We start from the raw sequence: 19702 nt of genomic DNA on the forward strand, positions 1-19702 counted from the left end.
TCGGGACTTGCGCTATCCCTTGTGGGAGCGGCCTTGTGTCGCGAAAGGGCTGCGCAGCAGCCCCTCGATCTCAGCGGCAGAACAAAAGGCAGGGGGCCGCTTTGCGGCCCTTTCGCGACGCAAGGCCGCTCCCACAGTGACCGTGTCAACTCAGAGATCAGGCCAACGCCCGATCCACCAGCACCTGCAATCGCCCCTTCGAACAGCGCTCGACCCGCGCCGCGACGCCATACACCTCAGCCAGCAGCTCAGGCTGCAGCACCTCCTCCGGCGCCCCGCACGCCACCACCCTGCCCCCGCGCAACACCACCAGCCAATCGGCATGGCTGGCCGCCAGATTGATGTCATGCAACACCGCCACCGCCAGCAACCGATGCGCCACCACCCGCTCGCGCACCGCGCCCATCACCCGCAACTGGTAATGCAGGTCCAGCGCACTGGTCGGCTCATCGAGCAGCAGCACCTGCGGATTGCGCGCCATCAGCTGCGCCAGTGCCACCAGTTGCCGCTGGCCACCGGACAGGCTGTCGAGCGAGCGCTCGGCCAGCGCCTCGATACCGAGCTGGCGCAATGCCTCGTAGGCGTTGCCAAGCAGGTCAGCCGCACCACTCACGCGCAGCGCCGCGACAATGCTTTCCAGCACTCCAAGGGCAATCCCCGGGGGCAGTTGCTGGGGCATGTAGGCCAGCCGCCGCGAGCGCTCGGCAAAGCTCAGCCGGGTCACGTCCTGGCCATCCAGGCTCAAGCCGCCCTTCATCCGCTCCAGCCCCGCCAGCGCCCGCAGCAAGGTCGATTTGCCCGCGCCGTTGGGACCGACCAGCGCCACCAGGCTACCGGCCGGCAGCTCAGGCAAGCTCACCCCGTGCAGGATCTGCCGCGCGCCATAGGCGACCGCCACTTCATCGATCAACAGGCTCACAATTTTCTCCCCCGGCGGAACACCAGCAGCACGAACACCGGCACCCCGACCAACGCCGTTACGATGCCCACCGGCACGATCACCCCGGGTAGGATCAACTTGCTGGCAAGCGACGACAACGACAGCATCAACGCTCCCACCAGCGCACTGGCCGGCAGCAGAAAGCGTTGGTCCTCACCGACCAGCAAACGGGCGATATGCGGCCCGACCAGGCCGACGAAACCGATGGTGCCGACGAACGCCACGGCCGTGGCCGACAGCAGGCTGATGCGCAGCAGCGAGGCAAAGCGCAGGCGCCGGGTATCCACGCCAAAGCTGCGTGCGCGGTCCTCGCCCATGCGCAGCAAGGTCATGGCCGGCGCGGCGCGCAGCGAGAACGGCAACAACAGCGCCAGCACCAGGGCGAGGATGCCGAGCTTCTGCCAGTCGGCCCGGGCCAGGCTGCCCAAGGTCCAGAACACCAGTTGCTGCAGCACGTCCTCGGTGGCCAGCAACTGCAGCAGCGAGACCAGCGCATTGCAGCTGAACACCAGGGCGATGCCGAACAGCACCAGGCTCTCCACCCCTGCACCACGCAAGCGCGACATGGCCTGCAGCAACACCACCGACAGGCAGGCGAAGACGAAGGCCATCACCGTCACCTGCGCGCTCGGCGCCAGCCAGGCGATACCCAGTGGATAGGCGATCGCCAGCGATGCACCGAGCGCCGCCGATGACGACACGCCGAGGGTGAAGGGGCTGGCCAGCGGGTTGTCGAGGATCGCCTGCATCTCGGCGCCAGCGAGCGCCAAGGCCGCGCCCACCAGCACCGCCATGAGCGAGTACGGCAGGCGCACGTTCCAGATGATCACCCGCTCGGTGGCGCTCAGCGTCGCCGGGTCGAAGATGCCCTGCAGCAGTTGCCCCAGGCCCATGCCCGAGGCACCGCTGGCCAGGTCTCCGAGTACCGACAACAGCAACAGCAGCGCCAGCGCGAACACCAGCAAGGCCCGCCGCCAGAGCAGGCGGCGGTAATGCCAGGCGGCGAGTGCCGCGCCTTCCTGCGCCAGCGCAGTCACTTGGCGTCGACCCAGTACTGGCCGTCCAGGCCTACCTTCAGCATGCGGTTGATTTCGCCCATGGTCGCCTGCGGGTCGACATCCTCGAAGCGCTCGGGATGCACCCAACGCGCCATGGCTTCGATCGCGAGGATGTTGAACGGCGAGTTGTAGAAGTCATGCCACAGACCGTGGGCCTGCCCGGCCTGGATCGGCCGCAGCGGCGCGAACTCGGGGCGTGCGGTGATCTTCGCCAGGCTCTGGCGGGCAGTCTCGGTGGATACACCCGCGCCCAGCAGCACGCCCGGCGCACGGTTGCCGGTGGCGATGTACACGTCCGGGTCGGCTTGCAGCACGTATTCGACACTGACGTCGCCCAACGCGCCCGGCACCACGTCAGCGCCGATGTTGTGCCCGCCGACTGCCTCGACCACGCTGCCCAGGCCGCTCTTGCCGGTGGTATGCCCCGGTGCCTGCCACACGCCCGCCAGCAGTTCGAGAAACACTTTCGGCCGCTCACTGGGTTTTAGCGAGGCCACGCTGTCGGTGATGTGCTTGAGGTGACGGTCGTACAGGCTCAGGTATTCCTGCGCCTGCTGTTCACGCCCGAGCAGGGTGCCCAGCGCTTGCATGCTGACCCGAGTGTTACGGATCGGGTGCACGCGGAAGTCGACGAACAGCACCGGCACCCCGGCCTTTTCCAGCAGGTCGGCCACCGGGCTGTGCTGGGTCGGGCCTTCGCCGGCGATGCTGAAGATCGCCAGGTCCGGCTTGAGCGCGAGAATCTGCTCGGCACTGACGCTCTGCTCGGAGGCCTGGCCGATCAATGGCAGCTTGGCCACCTGCGGGTACAGCTTGGCGTACACGTCATAGGTATGCGGGTCGAGCAAGCGCATGTCGTTCTGCCAACCGACCACGCGCTGGAACGGGTTGTCACGGTCGAGCAGCGCCAGGGCGAAGAACAGCCGCCCCTCACCGAGCACGATGCGCTGTGGCGCATGCTCGACTTCGACCTTGCGCCCGAGCACGTCGGTCACTTGCAGGGCACTGGCGGTTTGCGCAAAGCCGGCAGTGGTCGCCAGCACCACCAGGGCAAGCAGCAGGCGCTGCCGAATACAACGAAGAAAGCACATCGGGGAATCCTCTTGAAGAGAATCAGTCGCATCTGAAGCGGGGCATTCTAGCCAGCCGCCTTCCCCTGCCGATGTGCGCAAATGTATTGGCTTGTCGGACGCTCGTTACAGTTTCACCAGGTCAGGCAAATCTTGCCGAAATGCCGGTTGCTCTCCTGATAGCGGAACGCCTCGACGATCTGCTCCAGCTCGAAATGCTTGTCCACCACCGGCCGCAAGCCGTTGGCATCGATCGCCCGCACCATCGCCTGCTGCTGCGCACGGCTGCCCACCAGCACACCTTGCAGGCGGATCTGCCGCACCAGTGCCTGCACCAGCGGCAGCTGCCCGGCCACGCCGGTAAGAATGCCGATCAGCGACACGTGCCCACCGATGCGCGCGGCGATCATCGACTGTTCCAGGGTCGCCGGCCCGCCCACTTCGATCACATGATCGACGCCGCGATTGCCCGTGAGCTCTCGCGCCTTCTCGCCCCAGGCCGGGGTGCTCTTGTAATTGATCAGGTGGTCGGCGCCGAGGGCTTTCAGGCGTTCGAGCTTGGCGTCGCTGGACGACGTGGCGATGACCGTGGCCCCTGCCAGCTTGGCGAACTGCAGGGAGAAGATCGACACACCGCCGGTGCCCTGCACCAGCACCGTGTCGCCGGGCTTGAGGTGGTCATCGCTCATCAAGGTGCGCCAGGCGGTGAGGCCGGCCGTAGTCAGGGTCGCAGCCTCGGCGTGGCTGAAGCCCTGGGGTGCCAGGGTGAACGAGGTGGCCGCAGCCGTGACCTGTTCGCGGGCATAACCATCGATGCCATCGCCCGGCACCCGGCCAAAGCCTTCGACGTTGGCCTGGCCATCTAGCCAGTCGGGGAAGAAGGTGCTGACGACGTTGTCGCCGACCTTGAATTCACTCACGCCTGCACCGACCGCGACCACTTCGCCAGCGCCATCGGCCATGGGAATGCGTCGCTCGCTCGGGCCCCACATGCCGCTGACAACGGCGAAGTCGTGATAGTTGAGGGAGCTGGCATGCAGTTGTACGGTGATCTCGCCGGCCTTGGGCGCTGGGGCCTCGCAGGTACCGACTTCGACCTTGTCGTAGCCGCCGCCGGGTTGCACATAGATGGCCTTGCTGGTCATGAGTGAGGCTCCATTCAGAGGAAAGACTGGGGTTCAGCATAGCCAGTAGCGGCCCTTTCGCGGGACAAGCCCGCTCCTACAGGTATCGTACAGAGTCTGAGCCTGCGGTAATCCTGTAGGAGCGGGCTTGCCCCGCGAAGAGGCCAGCACAGACATCAGATAATTCAGCCCAGCATCACCCGCAATGCCCGGCAATCTGCTGCATGCCAATCCACCAGCTCCGGCCATGGGTTATCCGGCAAGTTCACCAGCACTGTGCGCGCCCCAGCAGCCCGCCCACAGTCCAGGTCAAAGCGGTAATCCCCGACCATCACCAGCTCGCCGGGCGCCACACCCCAAGCGCTGGCAATCTTCAACAATCCATCCGGGCTCGGCTTCGGCTCAGCCTCATCGCGCCCAAGAATGTGCTCGACCGCAAAGCAGTCCGCCAGGCCGATTGCCTCAAGCGTCACATGTGCCAGTTCCCGCGCATTGCGAGTCAGGATGCCCAGGCGGCAACCACGTTCGGCCAGCTCACGCACCAGCTCCACCGCCCCGATAGCGGCAGTCGAGGCAATCGCCAGGTCGCGTTCGTGCTCAAGCAGCCAGGCATGCTTGGCCGCCGCTTCTGCCGCCGGCAGCGCCGCCAAGTGGGTGAGGATGTCGTGCTCGGCCGGGATATCCAGGGCGACGCGGATGGCGGCAAAATCGTGCACCGCCACGGTCAGGGTGCCGTCCATGTCGAACACCCAGTTACGGATTTCGCCCAGGCTCATGCCCAATCCTTGCGGTGGCGAATCAGGCCTTCCTGGGTCGACGAGGCCACCAGCTGGCCGGCGCGGTTGAAGATACTGCCGCGGCAGAAGCCACGGGCATTGCCGGCCCACGGGCTGTCGGTGGCGTACAGCAGCCACTCATCGGCGCGCAGGTTGCGGTGGAACCACAGCGAATGGTCGAGGCTGGCGATCTGCATGTCGCGCTGCCACACCGACTTGCCATGGGGCAGCAGCGAAGTGGTCAGCAGGCCGAAATCGGAGGCGTAGGCCAGCAAGTACTTGTGCAGTGCAGGTACGTCAGGGAGTGTGCCGTCGGCGCGGAACCAGGCGTACTTCACCGGGTCGCCGGGCTGGGGGTTGAACGGGTCACGCTCGGTCACCGGGCGGATCTCGATCGGCTTGGCGCACAGCACCTTGTCGCGGATACGCTCAGGCAGCTTGTCGGCATGGGCACTGGCCAGCTCGACTTCGGTCGGCAGGTTTTCCGGGCCGACCACATCGGGCATCTGCGCCTGGTGCTCGAAGCCTTCCTCGTCGTACTGAAACGACGCGCTGCAGGTGAAGATCGGTTGGCCCTTCTGGATCGCCGTCACCCGCCGGGTGCTGAAGCTGCCGCCGTCACGCACGCGGTCGACCGAATAGACCACCGGCAGGCTGGCGTCGCCCGGGCGCAGGAAGTAACCGTGCAACGAATGCACATGGCGCGCATCCTCGACCGTCTGGCTGGCTGCCGACAGCGACTGGCCCAGCACCTGGCCACCGTACAGCTGGCGGAAGCCCAGGTCCTGGCTGCGGCCACGGAACAGGTTCTCCTCGATCGACTCGAGGCTCAACAGGTCGACCAGGTCGTCCAACACATGACTCATCGGGGGTTCTCCTTGTAGGAGCGAGCTTGCTCGCGATGCGCCGCGTGAGCGGCGCTCGGTTTCACAGGCGCTGAACATCTTTCGGCGAGCACCTTGCAGATCGTGTAGATAGAGAAATGATACAGGGTTTGTCATCAACGCCGTGCATGGCGGCTCATTCAGTGCGCAGGGTCTGCTCCCAATGCGCGCGGTCAATGCGGTACAGCACATGGGGGCGCAGCGGGTGGCCGATGGGCAGGCGGGGGTGGTCGAAGCTGCCATTGGCGTCCTGGACCATGCCGATGGCCTGCATGACTTTCTGCGACGGCAAGTTGCTCTCGCTAGTGAACGACACCACCTCTTCCACGCGCAATTGGGCGAAAGCACAACGCAGGCAGGTCCACGCCGCCTCACTGGCAAACCCCAGGCCCCAATGGCGCCGGGCCAGGCGCCAGCCAATCTCCACCGCCGGGGCGAACGGCGCGTCGAAATTGACATTGAGCAAACCCGTCATGCCGATGAAAGCCCCGCTATCCTTCCGTTCCAGGGCCCACAGGCCGAAGCCGTACTCGTTGAAATGCCCGCGAATCCTGCCGATCAGCGCCGCCGCTTCCAGCCGCGTCATCGGCGCCGGGAAATAGCGCATCACCTGCGGGTCGGCACACAGCGCGGCGAACTCGCGCAGGTCGTCGTCGTGCCATTGGCGCAGCACCAGGCGTGCGCTTTCCAGGTGGAGGATGGGGGTCATGGAACGAGCTCCGGTTTCACGCGATGGCATTTAACAGCGTAGGCGCGGCCAGGTTTTTCACGCAACCGACGGCGCCCAGAATGCAATTTTCACAACCCCTTCACCAGCCCCCGACAGACGGCTGAGCACAATACCGCCAAACCACCGCCGCGCCATTGGAGTGACGCATGCAGCCGAGCAACACCTTGGGCCATCCCGCCATCCACGCCCGTCGCAAGCGACGCATGTCACGCAAAGCCCTTGGTGCCGCTCTCGGCCTGTGCATGGTGATCGCGGCAGTGACCACCTGGCTGGCGACGAGGACCCATATCGTGGACCTTGGCAACGAGCAGCAGTTGAGTGAAAGCGGCCTCCTGCAAGACTGGGCCGATGGTGCGGTAATCGTGATGATCCGCCATGCCGAGCGTTGCGACAGCTCACCCGGCCCATGCCTGAACGACCCCACCGGCATCACCGTGGCCGGCAGCGAGGCCGCCACGCGGGTCGGCCAAGGCTTGAAGCAACTGGGCCTGAGCAATGCCGATGTGCTCGCCAGCCCCAAAGTGCGTACCCAGCAGACGGCGCACTTCATCCTTGGCCAATCCGTAGCAAGCGAAGGCTGGCTGGAAAGCTGCGACAACCAGTTCGCCCGTGAAGCGCTGGCGCGCAAGCGTGCCGGGCACAACCTGGTGCTGGTGACCCACAATGGCTGCATCGACCATTTCGCCCGCCAACAGCGCGTGGCCGGTGGTGAGCGCGAAAGCAACTATGCCAGCGCGCTGTTCGTCTCGGTGGACGCCAACGGCAAGGCGCGAATCCTTGGACGCTTGAACGAGCCAGACTGGCAACGCGTATTGGCCAGCGTGGGGAAATAACTGGCAAGATCAGCGCTGGCCCTGATTGCGAAGCCCCCATGCCGTTGCCGCTGATCTACCACGAAGACTACAGCCCGGAATTCCCCGCCGAGCACCGCTTTCCGATGGACAAGTTCCGCCTGCTGCGCGACCACCTGGTCGGCAGCGGGCTGACCACCGACCAGGCCCTGCTGCGCCCGGACATCTGCCCCAACGATATCCTCGCCCTGGCCCATGACCGCAGTTACATCGAGCGCTACATGAACGGCGAACTGTCCCGCGAGGACCAGCGACGCCTCGGCCTGCCCTGGAGCGAAGCCCTGGCGCGGCGCACCGTGCGCGCAGTGGGCGGCTCGCTGCTGACCGCCGAGATGGCGCTGCAGCATGGCATCGCCTGCCACCTGGCCGGCGGCACCCACCACGCCCACTACGACCACCCGGCCGGCTTCTGCATCTTCAATGACCTGGCGGTTATCAGCCGCTACCTGCTCGAAGCCGGCCGCGTGCACCGGGTATTGATCTTCGACTGCGATGTGCACCAGGGCGACGGCACGGCACGCATCCTCCACGACACCCCGGACGCCATCACCGTGTCCCTGCACTGCGAGCAGAACTTCCCGGCACGCAAGGCCCACAGTGACTGGGACATTCCCCTGCCCCGCGGCATGGGCGACACGGCATACCTGAAGGTGGTGGACGATGCGCTGAACTACCTGCTGCCGCTGTATCAACCCGACCTGGTGCTGTATGACGCCGGCGTCGATGTGCACAAGGACGATGCCCTGGGCTACCTGCAACTCACCGACCAGGGCCTGGCAGCGCGTGACGAACGGGTAATGCGCCACTGCCTGGGTCGCGATATCCCGGTGGTCGGGGTAATCGGTGGCGGCTACAGCAAGGACCGCGAAGCCCTGGCCAGGCGCCACGGCATTCTTCACCACAGTGCGGCACGGGTCATCGGTTGTTCACAATGACTGTGGAACCGCTTGTGGATAACCTGCGGGAAAGGCGCTACAGCCCTTTGCCTGCGTGCCCTGCAGAACATTGATCATTTTTTGTTCAGTGCTTACGTTGGCCCGGCTGCGCTAGAATGTGCAGTCTTTTCCACAGCCTGCTGCCTACCATGTCTGAAAAATCCCCCGCTTCCCCTCCCCTGGCCGTCGTGATCGGTGGCGGCCCAGCTGGCCTGATGGCTGCAGAAGCCATGGCCCAGGCAGGCCTGGCGGTGGAAGTGTTCGACGCCATGCCATCGGTGGGCCGCAAGTTCCTGCTGGCCGGCGTCGGCGGCATGAACATCACCCATTCGGAAGCTTATCCACAGTTCGTGTCGCGCTACGCCGAGCGGCAGGGCGAGATCGACGGATTGTTGCGCGACTTCGATGCCGATGCGCTGCGCCAGTGGATTCACGGGCTGGGTATTGAAACCTTCGTGGGTACATCGGGCCGGGTTTTCCCGACCGACATGAAGGCCGCTCCATTGCTGCGCGCCTGGCTGAAGCGGCTGCGTGACAACGGCGTAGTTATCCACACCCGCCATCGCTGGCTGGGCTGGAATGCCGACGGTAGCTTGCGGATCGCTTATCCACAGGGTGAATTGCAGGTCATGGCCGACGCCGTGGTGCTGGCCCTCGGTGGCGCCAGCTGGGCAAGACTGGGCTCCGACGGTGCCTGGCAGCCATTGCTGGCCGAACGCACTGTGGATATCTCGCCACTGCGGCCAAGCAACTGCGGTTTCGAGGTTGAAGGCTGGAGCCCAGTGCTTGTGGACAAGTTCGCCGGAGCGCCGCTGAAAAACATTGCCCTGAGCGTGCCGGGCATGGCGCCGCGCAAGGGCGAGTTCATCCTCACCGCACAGGGCGTCGAGGGCAGCCTGGTGTATGCATGGTCGGCGCAGCTGCGCCAGGCCATCGAGCATGAGGGGCAGGCCAGGCTGTTGCTCGACCTGCTGCCGGACAAGCCTGTGGACAAGATTGCCCAGGCATTGGCCAAGCCACGCGGGTCGCGCTCGATGGCCAAGCATCTGCACAGTCAGTTGGGCATCGACGGGGTCAAGGCGGGGTTGCTGCGGGAGCTGACGGATCAGGCGACCTTTGCTGATCCTCAGGCGCTGGCACAGGCGATCAAGGCCTTGCCAATCACACTGGTACGCACGCGACCGCTGGACGAAGCGATCAGCAGTGCCGGTGGCGTGCGTTTCGAAGGGCTGGATGAAGGGTTGATGGTTCGCCGGATGCCTGGGGTGTTCTGTGCGGGCGAGATGCTGGACTGGGAGGCGCCGACAGGGGGGTATCTGCTGACGGCGTGCTTTGCGAGCGGATTGCGGGCGGGGCGAGCTGCAGCAAACTGGCTCAGATCCAACGGCTAACCCCCTTCCTGTGGGAGCGGGTTCACCCGCGAACACGGGCGAAGCCCGTGCCATGCACCGCGTTGGGTTCTTCGCGGGTAAACCCGCTCCCACAGGGATCCCACCAGCCTTCGAGTATCGAGCAAGCCAGTGGGTCCCGTAGGACCCGCTTACGGCTTACGCTTGCGCGGCCCGCCGTTGAAGCTCGGCACCTTGCGCACGGCCTTCACCGATGGCTCAGCAGCACCTGCCTCGGCGCTGTCCATCCAGCGCCCCAGGCCACGCTTGGCGCTGTTCTCTTTTGGTTTCTTGGGCTTCTTCGGCTTCTTCACAACCTGACCACTGGCATCGGTCATCGGTACCCGGTGCTCGGGAATGAAGTCCGGCTCCTCATGACGCGGCAAGGTCTGCCGGGTCAGCACTTCAATCGCCGACAGCATCTGCACTTCATCGGCACACACCAGCGAGATCGCCTCACCCTTGTTGCCGGCCCGGCCAGTACGGCCAATACGGTGCACATAATCCTCGGCCACGATCGGCAGGTCGAGGTTGACCACCAGCGGCAGGTCGTCGATATCCAGGCCACGGGCCGCGACATCGGTCGCTACCAGCACCTGGATTTCCCGCGCCTTGAAACTGTCCAGCGCGCGCTGGCGGGTGGCCTGCGGGCGGTCGCCGTGGATGCCGTCGGCATTGACGCCTTCAGCCAGCAAACGCTCGACCAGCTGATCGACGCCATTGCGGGTCTTGGCGAACACCAGCACCTGCTTCCAGCGCTGCTTGCGCAGCAGGTGCATGAACAAGTCGGTCTTGCGCTTCTTGTCCACAGGCACCAGCCACTGCTTGACTGTGGTCGCCGCAGCGTTGCGCGGGCTGACTTCAATGCTCAGCGGGTCGTTCAGGGCCAGGCCGGCGAGCATGCGGATCTGCTCGGAGAAGGTGGCGGAGAACAGCAGCGTCTGACGCTTGCGCGGCAAGGCGGCGTAGACCGACTGCAGCTCCTCGGCAAAACCCAGGTCGAGCATGCGGTCGGCTTCGTCCAGCACCAGCGTCTGTACCTGGTTGAACTTCACCGCGTTCTGACGGAACAGGTCGAGCAGGCGACCGGGCGTTGCCACCAGCAGGTCGACGCCACGGCGCAGGCGCATCATCTGCGGGTTGATGCTGACCCCGCCGTACACCGCGTAGGTGCTCAGCGGCAGGTTCTCGGCATACTCGCGCACGTTGTTGTGCACCTGCTCGGCCAGCTCGCGGGTCGGCACCAGCACCAGTGCGCGGATCGAGTTGCTGGCTACCTTCTCACCTTCCAACGCCAGGCGTTGCAGCACTGGCAGGGCGAAACCGGCGGTCTTGCCGGTGCCGGTCTGGGCGGCGGCCATCAGGTCGCGGCCGGCCAGCACGGCAGGGATGGCCTTGGCCTGGACCGGGGTCGGGGTGGTGTAGTCCAGCTGCTGCAAGGTGCGCAGCAGCGGTTCGATCAGGCCGAGTTGGGCGAAATTCATGGCAATACCGTCAGGGGGTTCAGCGAAGGCGGCAAGTTTACCGCATCGCCCCTGGCTACTTGCAGATTTCGCCCTTCAACGGCTGTTCCGGCGCCTTGCGCCACTGCGGCAGGCCGATCAGCACCACGGCGCCGATGATCACCGCCATGGCCAGGCATTCTTCCGCGCCGATCTCTTCACCGGCGAAGAGGATGCCCAGCAGCACCGCCACCGCCGGGTTGACGTAGGCATAACTGGTGGCAGCGGCCGGGCGCACGTTCTTGAGCAGGTACATGTAGGCACTGAAGGCGAGGATCGAACCGAATAGCACCAGATAGGCCAGCGCGCCCCAGCCAGCAACAGTCGGCATCTGCGTCATGCGCTCACCGGACAGCGCGCTGCCCAGCAGCAATACCGCACCGCCGACCAGCATCTCGGCAGCACTGGCCATCGGCCCCTGGGGCAGCGGCAGGCTTTTGCTCCACACCGAACCGAATGCCCACGAAGCCGCCGCGAACAGGATCAGCGCCGCGCCGATCGGGCTGGCCTGCAGGTTCGAGCCGAGGTTGAGCAAACCGATACCGAGCAGGCCGAGGAAGATCCCTGCCCATTCCAGCCTCGAGTTGCGGTGGCCGAACAGCAAGCCAAAGACCAGGGTGAACAGTGGCACGGTGGCCACTGCCAACGCCGCCACACCCGATGCCACGCCAGCATGCTCGGCCACGGTCACACCACCGTTGCCGCAGCTGAGCAGCAGAAAGCCGATGGCACCTGCAGCACGCCATTGTGGCCAGGTCGGTGCCGGCACCCCGCGCCAACGCAGGAAGCCATACAGCAACCCGCCCGCGATCAGGAAGCGCACTCCCGCCATCAGCATCGGCGGCCATGACTCGACGCCAATGCGAATGAACAGGTAGGTGGAACCCCAGACCAGGTACAAGGCCAGAAAGGCGCCGACGAGCAATAGCGGAAAGCGACGGGAGGCAGGCATGGCAGACAACTCAGAAATCCGTTTTCGGGTGACCGAGTTTAGGCCTGTGTGCAAGTAAAGATAAGTTACAAAACACCGCGAAATGAGCGGCACACTTTTAGTGCACTCATCAGGCGAGCTTGGCCAAGATTTCGCGAACCTTCGCGGCAGGCGTTTTCTGCAGGCGACAGAGGAGCTCGTGGGAAAGTTGCTGAACGCCGTGGCTCTGGCGTAGCACGCCTGCCAGATGCTGCAACAGGTTGGCGGCCATCTCGGCATCGGCCATGGCCCGGTGCGCGGTACCGGTATCCGGCAGGCCGGCCCAACGGGTCAGGGTGCCCAGCTTGTGGTTCGGCGCCGCCGGCAGCAGGCGCCGTGACAGCAGCAGGGAACAGGCGAAGGACTGGCGACGGCTGCGGCCGATGCGGCTCAGTTCGTAATCCCAGAACTTCTGGTCGAAGGCAGCGTTGTGCGCCAGCAACGGGGTATCACCGACGAACTCGGCCACTTCGTTCATCACCTTGTCCACCGGCGGCGCCGTGCGCAGCATGGCAGTGGTGATGCCGGTCAGCCCGGCGACGAAGGCTGGCACCGGCACACCGGCATTCATCAGGCTTTGATAGCGCTCGACGATACGCCCGCGTTCCAGCATCACCACCGCCACCTCGGTGGCACGGCAGCCGGCACCGGGGGAAATACCGGTGGTTTCAAAGTCGATGACAGCAATACGTTCCATGAAAAAACCTTAGTGCTTGAGCAACAGCGCGCCCTCGATGGGCACATAACGGGTGGCGGCGCGAATCAGCGACAACGCGGTGAGGCCGGGGACGCCGTAGACCACCGCCTCGGTGCCGTGGCGCTGGATGACCCGCTCCAGCAGCAGGTCGAAGTCACCATCACCGGAGGCCAGCACCACCTGGTCGACCCGGCTGGCCGCATCGATCACATCGAGGGTGATGCCCACATCCCAGTCGCCCTTGGCCGAACCATCGCTGCGCTGGATGAACGGCTTCAGGCGCACGTCGAAACCGAGGTTGCGCAGGATCTGCTGGAATTGCTGCTGCTTGCTGTCACCGCGGTCGATGGCATAGGCCACGGCTTCGACGATCTCGCCTTCGCGGCTGACGTCCTTCCACAGTGCGGTGTAATTGAAGTGGCAGCCATGGGCCTGGCGCACGGTGTAGTAGAGGTTCTGCACATCGGCGAACAGCGCGATCTTTTTCACCTTGGAACCTCCCGGTCTGCTGGGGCTGCAGCCCTTTCGCGACACAAGGCCGCTCCTACAGAGGAATGCGATCCCTTGTAGGAGCGGCCTTGCGTCGCGAAAGGGGCGCAAAGCGCCCCCCTAAAATGCGGCCAGTATGCCAGACCGGTCAGACGAACGTATCGTCATCCGAGAAGAAGCCACCGTCATCGCTGCCATAATCGGTGTCGGCAAAACCACCCTGGTCATTGCCCCAGCCGCCATTGTCAGCCACTTGCTGCTGCCCGCCCTGGTCATTCCAGCCGCCGTTGTCACTGGCCGGTGCCGGTTCTTCCTTGATCACCTCGACCACCTCTTCAGGCTGCGAGTGGTGGTTGAACAGGCTGCTGATGCCTTGCGCCAGCAACACGCCACCGGCGACACCCGCAGCGGTCTGCATCGCGCCACCGAGGAAGCTGCTGGCACCGCTGCGCGCCGGCGCGGCGCCAAAGCCGGCCTGTTGCGGTTGTGCGGGTGCCTGCATTTGCGCCTGCGGCTGGGAGAAGCCTGGTGCACTCGGCTCGCGCCAACCGCCACCCGATGCTACCGGCGCACTTGGGCGCTGCGGCTGAGCCGGCTCCGGATTGCGCGCACCGGCACCAAAGATGCTGGAGAGGAACCCACCGCCGCCATTGCCACTGCTGGCACGGGTCGCTTCAAGCTGTGCCCGGGCCTGTTTCAGTTCGGCCTCCAGCTGCTTGTTCTGCTCGTCCAGGCGCTTGATCGCGGCTTCCTGAACCAGGATCGCCTGGGTCATGTAGTAAGGCGCCGCCGGCTGCTGGCGGACATGCTCCTCGATCCGTGCCTGGGCCTGCGCATCACGTGGCTGGCTCGGGTCTTCGGCTTGTTTGATGCGGCCAAACAGGCCGTCGATCAGGGTTTGTTCATCAGTGTTCATGGGGCTACCTCATGGGCTAGCAGGACATCGGACATGGCAAAGATGGGGCGCCCGGGCGAAGGATTCAATCACTGCACGGGTGAAACTTTTTTCAGCAAGTGACAGCTCTGGGCTAAAGTTAGGCCCCTGTTTTTACTGCCTTGCGATGTTGACTGATGAATCCGCTGAGCGTTCTGCGCGACTCCCTGTACTTCTTCCGCCGCCACCTGGCCAACATCATCCCGCTGTGCCTGCCGCTGGTGGTGCTCGAAGCCTTCACGACCCAGCTGCTGTACCGCCAGCTGGGCGACCAGGCCTCGCCAGCCTACGGCATGCTGATCAGCCTGTTGTTCTATCCGCTGTACAGCGCGGCGTTGATCCTCTACCTGGACACCCGCAGCAACGGCCAGGAGATCCGCAAACGCGACCTGTTCGCCCGCGCCGTGCAGCTGTGGCCGCAACTGGCCCTGCTGATCACGATCAGCTCGTTGCTGATCATGGCCGGCCTGGCGCTGCTGGTGTTCCCGGGCGTTTGGATCATGATCAACCTGGTGTTCGCCGAGTACCTGCTGGTGCTGCGTGGCCTGCCGGTGGTGCAGTCGATGCGCGAAAGTGCGCGGATGACCACCGGGCACTTCCTGCGCATCATGATCTGCGTGCTGGGCGTGCTGGCACCGATCTGGCTGATCGACGGGCTGCTGCTGATGGCCTTCCCCGAGCCTGCGCCGGGCGTCGAACTGGCCCTGGACAGCCTGAGTGGGTTCCTGCAGCTGTTCAGCACGGTGGTGCTGTATCGCCTGTTCATGTTGCTGGAAGCTGAATCAGCCGCCTGACGCTGTGTACCCACGCGGCGCTGGAGGAAGGCATTCAGCCTCCCATGGGGGATGCCCGATTCATACGGTGGAGTCCCAATCACTCGGAGACTCCACATGGACCAGACAATCCAAACTGCTTATGCCAAATCGTTCCGCGGCCGCCTGCATGTAATCGCTACCGGCAGATATGTGCCCTTGCGGTTGAGCAAAACCCACGATAAATGGATCAGGGGGATCGCCCCCCAATACGACTGGCTCTTGGCCGGCGGCGAGGAGCAATCCATACACCTGGATTTTGCCTTCGACTCCCAGACCCACGATCGCCTGCACTACCACATCAGCCTCGCTGACAACGCGTCCCCTCCCAAAAAACTGGGCCTGAGCCGCAACGACTACCTGGGCTTCTACCAGCGAGCCACAGTCACCGATTACTGGAAGATCGAGCCACTGGAGCTTACGAAACATGGCCTGGTCTGCTACTTGCGCGATCATGAAGGCTACCGTGTTGGCGCTATCAAGGATGTCCCGCATCACAGCCACCAGCCCATGTATCTGCTGAACACGAAAGAAGGCGAAACGCTCACCTTCCTTCTCCAGCAGAGCGGCTGACGCGACGTATTCAGGTACCGCGTGGCTTGGCCCGCGCGGTAGCCTCCGCTACCAGGGGGTCATCCGGCCAGTAGTGCTTGGGATAGCGCCCTTTCAAGTCTTTCTTCACCTCGGCATAGGTGGTACGCCAGAAGTTGGCCAGGTCCTGGGTCACTTGCACTGGCCGCCGCGCTGGCGACAACAGGTGCAGTTTCACCTGCTGACGACCCTGGGCAATGCGCGGGGTGTCGGCCAGGCCGAACAGTTCCTGCAGGCGCACGGCGAGGATCGGCGGGTGTTCGCTGTAGTCCAGGCGGATATTCGAGCCGGATGGCACCGCCAGATGCGCCGGCGCCCATTCATCCAGGCGCTGGGGCAAAGGCCAGGGCAGCAGATTGCGCAGGATCGACGACAAGTCCAGCGCGGCGAAGTGGCTCAGCCGAGAGACCTTGCCCAGATAGGGCTGCAGCCAGTCTTCCAGGGTCGCCAACAGTGCCTCGTCACCCAGGTCGGGCCATTCGCTTTGCCCTTCCTTGTCCAGGTCCAGCCGACGCAACAGCGCCACCCGCGCTTGCCATTGGCGCAGTTCCGGGGTCCAGGTCAGCAGGTTCAGGCCCTTCCGTCGCACCAGACCCAGCAGCGCCTTGGCGCGGGCTTCATCATCCAGGCCGGGCAACGGTTCGCGCGCCAGTACCAGTTCGCCGACCTTGGTCTGGCGTTCGGCACGCAACACCTGCTCGCGCTCGTCCCAGTCGAGGAGATCGACACGCTCGACCTGCTCGGCCAGCACGTCGTCGAGCAGCGCAGGCTCGAACTCGGCCGCAAGATAGATGCGCTCTTCGCGCTGGCCCTGTCGGCTGCCGAGGTCGGCGATCACCAGCCACGGGCACTTCATCAGCGCATCGACCTCGGCGAACAAGGCGGCGCGGCCGTTGGCCAAGCGATATTCAGCACCGCCCTCGCGCCGCTGCTGGGCGACTCGATCGGGGTAGGCCAACGCCAGCAGCGCGCCGAGCCAGCGGGGGTGATCGGGGTCGGCAACGGCTGCTCCGGGCTTGCCGCGCAGCAGGCCACGGTACTGGCGAGCGAGCTGCCGCGCGCGTTGCACGCCGCCCTGGCCGCCGCGGCTGGCCTTGCTTTCGCCGCTGACCAGCGCCAGACGGCTGTGCAGGTCGGCGCCGCCACCGCGCTGGATATCGCGTTCGCCAAGCAAAGCGGCGACATCGCAGGCCATCGTCGCCAGCCCCAGGTCCTGGCCACGCAGCAGCAGGTGGGCGATGCGTGGGTGAGCCGGCAGCTCGGCCATGGCCTGGCCGTGCTCGCTGAGGTTGTCGCGGCAGCCCGACTTGAACGCGCCCAGCCGCGCCAGCAGGTCCTGCGCCTGGGAGAAGGCTGCTGCCGGCGGCTGGTCGAGCCAGCACAACTGGTCAGGGCTAACCCCCCAGCGCGCCAACTGCAGGGCCAGGCCAGCGAGGTCGGCCTGGAGGATCTCGGCGCTGCCGTGGGCGGCCAGCTGGTCATGCTGGGCTTCGGACCACAGGCGGTAGCACACCCCGGGCTCCAGGCGCCCGGCCCGGCCGGCGCGCTGGGTGGCGCTGGCCCGGGAGATTCGCTGGGTGTCCAGGCGGGTCATGCCGCTCCCCGGATCAAAACGCGGCACGCGGGCCAGGCCGGCATCGATGACCACGCGCACGCCGTCGATGGTCAGGCTGGTTTCGGCAATGTTGGTGGCCAGCACCACCTTGCGCAGGCCTTTAGCCGGCGGGTCGATGGCGGCGCGCTGGGCATTGAGGTCCAGTTCGCCGTGCAGCGGGCACAGCAGCACGTCCGGCCGCTCACCCAGGGCATCCTGCAGGCTTTGATGCACGCGGCGAATCTCGGCCTGGCCGGGCAGGAACACCAGCACGCTGCCGGGCTGCTCGGCCAATGCCAGCAGCACGTTGTCCACAACCCGCGGCTCGATGAACTCGCCCGGCTGGAACGGCCGGCCCCAGCGGATATCCACCGGGTGCATGCGGCCTTCGCTGCTGACCACCGGCGCGTCGCCCAGCAGCCGCGACAGGCGCTCGCCTTCCAGGGTCGCCGACATCAGCAGGATTTTCAGTGCGGGGTCGTCACGCAGCAGTTCGCGGCCATTGAGGCTCAGCGCCAGGGCCAGGTCGGCATCGAGGCTGCGCTCATGAAACTCGTCGAAGATCAGCAGGCCCACACCTTCGAGTGCAGGGTCGGACTGCAGCCGGCGGGTGAGGATGCCTTCGGTGACCACTTCGATACGGGTGTTCGGACCGACCTTGCTGTCCAGACGGATGCGGTAGCCCACGGTTTCACCGACCTTTTCGCCCAGTTCGCTGGCCAGCCGCTCGGCTGCCGCCCGCGCAGCCAGGCGGCGCGGTTCGAGCATGAGGATGGTCTGCCCGGCCAGCCACGGCTCGTTGAGCAGCGCCAGCGGCACGCGAGTGGTCTTGCCCGCGCCGGGGGGCGCTTCGAGTACGGCTTCGTCGCGGTTTAGCAGGGCTTCGCGCAAGGCGGGCAAGACAGCATCGATCGGTAAAGAAATCATGGTGGTCCTCGAACAGTCTGGCGAGTATAACGGCGAACCCAGCCTGCTCTATCATGGTCTTAGCTTCAGGTGCTGGCGCTTCGCTTGCCCTGCTGAATACTTTTCGGAGATTTACATGCGCATCCCATCCCGCGTCATTGGTGGCGCCCTTGTCGTCACCCTGCTGACCCAACTGACGGCCTGCGGCACCATCTTCTATCCCGAACGCCGTGGCCAGATCGGCGGCAAGATCGACCCCGTGGTTGCCGCAATGGACGCCATCGGCATCCTGTTCTATGTGATCCCGGGCCTGATCGCCTTTGGCATCGACTTCGCCACGGGCGCCATCTACTACAAGGGCGGGCACACGGCCCAGGTCGACCCGGCAAAACTGCGTGACGCCGTCAGCCCGGATGGCAAGGTCGATAACCTCAAGCTGCAGGCCATTCTGGAAAGCGAACTGGGCCAGCGCCTGCCGCTGGATGACCCACGGCTGATCCAACACCGCGGCAGCGTCGAGCAGCTGGCGGCCCTGGGCCTGGTACCTGCGGCCTGATCTTTACAAGGACATCACCCTGGGCATGATTACCCCGGCCGAACACCAACGCCTGCTGCGCCTGGCCACCCGCGCTTCACTGGCGGTGGCCAGCATTCTGGTCATAAGCAAGGCCGTCGCCTGGTGGCTGAGTGGCTCGGTCAGCCTGCTGGCCGGGCTGACCGACTCGGCACTGGATGCCGTCGCCTCGTTCCTCAACCTGCTCGCCGTGCATTACGCCCTGCGCCCGGCCGATGACGACCATCGTTTCGGCCACGGCAAAGCCGAGGCCCTGGCCGGCATGGCCCAGGCCCTGTTCATCGGGGTCAGCGCGGTGTTGATCGGGGTGCAGGCTGTCGAGCGCCTGAAAGCACCCGAGCCGCTGGGTGACACGGCCATCGGCATCGCCGTGATGCTACTGTCGCTGGCGCTGACCGTGGCCTTGCTGGCACTGCAGCGCAAGGTCATTCGCCTGACCGGTTCCACTGCGGTGCGCGCAGACTCACTGCATTACCGCTCCGACCTGCTGCTCAACGGCAGCATCCTGCTCGCCCTGCTGCTGGCGCGCTTCGGCTGGCCGCAGCTGGATGCGCTGTTCGGTCTCGGCATCGCGTTCTACATCCTCTGGAGTGCCTTGCAGATTGCCCGCGAAAGCACGGCGATCCTGATGGACAAGGAATTGCCCGGTGACATTGGCGAAGGGATGATCGAACTGGTCCTGGGCATTCCCGGCGTGCAAGGCGTGCACGACCTGCGAACGCGGGTGTCGGGCAACCAGTGGTTCGTGCAACTGCACCTGGAACTGCCGGGACAACTGCCACTGATTGAGGCCCACGACCTGTGCGTGCAGGCTTCGGCAGTCATCCGCCAGCGTTATCCACGGGCGGATGTGATGGTGCATGCCGACCCGGTGTGA

General features: G+C 65.2%; 20 protein-coding genes. 7 read left to right on the forward strand and 13 right to left on the reverse strand.

Features of this window, described 5'->3' with window-relative positions; translation table 11 throughout:
* Positions 1-157 precede the first annotated feature (157 nt).
* From N430_RS14410 to N430_RS14440, 7 genes are all read right to left on the reverse strand, one after another.
* On the reverse strand, positions 158-919 hold the full coding sequence (locus N430_RS14410) for an ABC transporter ATP-binding protein (protein WP_110637706.1): 762 nt from the start codon (positions 917-919) through the stop codon (positions 158-160).
* Entirely contained in the window at positions 916-1977 is a 1062-nt protein-coding gene (locus tag N430_RS14415; RefSeq protein WP_218278057.1) for an iron ABC transporter permease, read from the reverse strand. The genes N430_RS14410 and N430_RS14415 overlap by 4 nt, the downstream gene beginning before the upstream one ends.
* Positions 1974-3089: an ABC transporter substrate-binding protein gene (locus N430_RS14420; protein ID WP_110637707.1), complete on the reverse strand. Its 1116-nt coding sequence runs from the start codon at positions 3087-3089 to the stop codon at positions 1974-1976. The genes N430_RS14415 and N430_RS14420 overlap by 4 nt, the downstream gene beginning before the upstream one ends.
* 113 nt (positions 3090-3202) lie before the next feature.
* Positions 3203-4213: an NAD(P)-dependent alcohol dehydrogenase gene (locus N430_RS14425; protein WP_110637708.1), complete on the reverse strand. Its 1011-nt coding sequence runs from the start codon at positions 4211-4213 to the stop codon at positions 3203-3205.
* Positions 4214-4377: 164 nt separating this feature from the next.
* Positions 4378-4968: an HAD family hydrolase gene (locus tag N430_RS14430; protein ID WP_110637709.1), complete on the reverse strand. Its 591-nt coding sequence runs from the start codon at positions 4966-4968 to the stop codon at positions 4378-4380.
* Positions 4965-5834: an acyl-CoA thioesterase II gene (gene tesB / locus N430_RS14435; RefSeq protein WP_110637710.1), complete on the reverse strand. Its 870-nt coding sequence runs from the start codon at positions 5832-5834 to the stop codon at positions 4965-4967. The genes N430_RS14430 and tesB overlap by 4 nt, the downstream gene beginning before the upstream one ends.
* A 154-nt stretch (positions 5835-5988) precedes the next feature.
* The gene (locus N430_RS14440; protein ID WP_110637711.1) at positions 5989-6561 is read right to left on the reverse strand and encodes a GNAT family N-acetyltransferase; all 573 of its coding nucleotides are present in this window, start codon (positions 6559-6561) and stop codon (positions 5989-5991) included.
* 167 nt (positions 6562-6728) lie between these two features.
* Between N430_RS14440 and N430_RS14445 the strand changes: the two genes are divergently transcribed.
* The 3 genes from N430_RS14445 to N430_RS14455 all read left to right on the forward strand — a co-directional run bounded on the left by N430_RS14445 (position 6729) and on the right by N430_RS14455 (position 9759).
* The gene (locus N430_RS14445) at positions 6729-7415 is read left to right on the forward strand and encodes a histidine phosphatase family protein (RefSeq protein ID WP_110637712.1); all 687 of its coding nucleotides are present in this window, start codon (positions 6729-6731) and stop codon (positions 7413-7415) included.
* A gap of 38 nt (positions 7416-7453) precedes the next feature.
* Entirely contained in the window at positions 7454-8368 is a 915-nt protein-coding gene (locus tag N430_RS14450) for a histone deacetylase (RefSeq protein WP_110637713.1), read from the forward strand.
* Positions 8369-8517: 149 nt separating this feature from the next.
* Entirely contained in the window at positions 8518-9759 is a 1242-nt protein-coding gene (locus N430_RS14455) for a TIGR03862 family flavoprotein (protein ID WP_110637714.1), read from the forward strand.
* Between the two features lie 149 nt (positions 9760-9908).
* Here the strand turns inward: N430_RS14455 and N430_RS14465 are convergent, their stop codons facing one another.
* The 5 genes from N430_RS14465 to N430_RS14485 all read right to left on the reverse strand — a co-directional run bounded on the left by N430_RS14465 (position 9909) and on the right by N430_RS14485 (position 14330).
* Complete coding sequence (locus N430_RS14465) at positions 9909-11240, reverse strand: DEAD/DEAH box helicase (RefSeq protein ID WP_110637716.1); 1332 nt, start codon at positions 11238-11240, stop codon at positions 9909-9911.
* A 55-nt stretch (positions 11241-11295) separates the two neighbouring features.
* On the reverse strand, positions 11296-12210 hold the full coding sequence (gene yedA / locus N430_RS14470; protein ID WP_110637717.1) for a drug/metabolite exporter YedA: 915 nt from the start codon (positions 12208-12210) through the stop codon (positions 11296-11298).
* A 109-nt stretch (positions 12211-12319) separates the two neighbouring features.
* Positions 12320-12925 (reverse strand): PolC-type DNA polymerase III, encoded by a 606-nt coding sequence (locus tag N430_RS14475; RefSeq protein WP_110637718.1) that lies wholly within the window; start codon positions 12923-12925, stop codon positions 12320-12322.
* A 9-nt stretch (positions 12926-12934) separates the two neighbouring features.
* Positions 12935-13414, reverse strand: a complete 480-nt coding sequence (locus N430_RS14480) for an NYN domain-containing protein (protein ID WP_027917740.1) — start codon at positions 13412-13414, stop codon at positions 12935-12937.
* Between the two features lie 148 nt (positions 13415-13562).
* The gene (locus tag N430_RS14485) at positions 13563-14330 is read right to left on the reverse strand and encodes a DUF2076 domain-containing protein (RefSeq protein WP_110637719.1); all 768 of its coding nucleotides are present in this window, start codon (positions 14328-14330) and stop codon (positions 13563-13565) included.
* 155 nt (positions 14331-14485) lie between these two features.
* On the opposite strand from N430_RS14485, the gene N430_RS14490 reads away from it, so the two are divergent.
* Positions 14486-15142, forward strand: a complete 657-nt coding sequence (locus N430_RS14490; protein WP_110637720.1) for a YciC family protein — start codon at positions 14486-14488, stop codon at positions 15140-15142.
* Between the two features lie 96 nt (positions 15143-15238).
* Positions 15239-15733, forward strand: coding sequence for a hypothetical protein (locus tag N430_RS14495; protein WP_110637721.1), 495 nt, complete (start codon positions 15239-15241; stop codon positions 15731-15733).
* 10 nt (positions 15734-15743) lie between these two features.
* Here the strand turns inward: N430_RS14495 and hrpB are convergent, their stop codons facing one another.
* Positions 15744-18272, reverse strand: coding sequence for an ATP-dependent helicase HrpB (hrpB, locus tag N430_RS14500; RefSeq protein WP_110637722.1), 2529 nt, complete (start codon positions 18270-18272; stop codon positions 15744-15746).
* 115 nt (positions 18273-18387) lie between these two features.
* On the opposite strand from hrpB, the gene N430_RS14505 reads away from it, so the two are divergent.
* Together N430_RS14505 and N430_RS14510 are read left to right on the forward strand one after the other, a co-directional pair.
* The gene (locus tag N430_RS14505) at positions 18388-18807 is read left to right on the forward strand and encodes a polyribonucleotide nucleotidyltransferase (RefSeq protein WP_110637826.1); all 420 of its coding nucleotides are present in this window, start codon (positions 18388-18390) and stop codon (positions 18805-18807) included.
* A gap of 25 nt (positions 18808-18832) precedes the next feature.
* The gene (locus tag N430_RS14510; RefSeq protein WP_110637723.1) at positions 18833-19702 is read left to right on the forward strand and encodes a cation diffusion facilitator family transporter; all 870 of its coding nucleotides are present in this window, start codon (positions 18833-18835) and stop codon (positions 19700-19702) included.

The sequence above is a fragment of the Pseudomonas sp. CC120222-01a genome, assembly GCF_003097235.1.
Lineage (GTDB): Bacteria > Pseudomonadota > Gammaproteobacteria > Pseudomonadales > Pseudomonadaceae > Aquipseudomonas.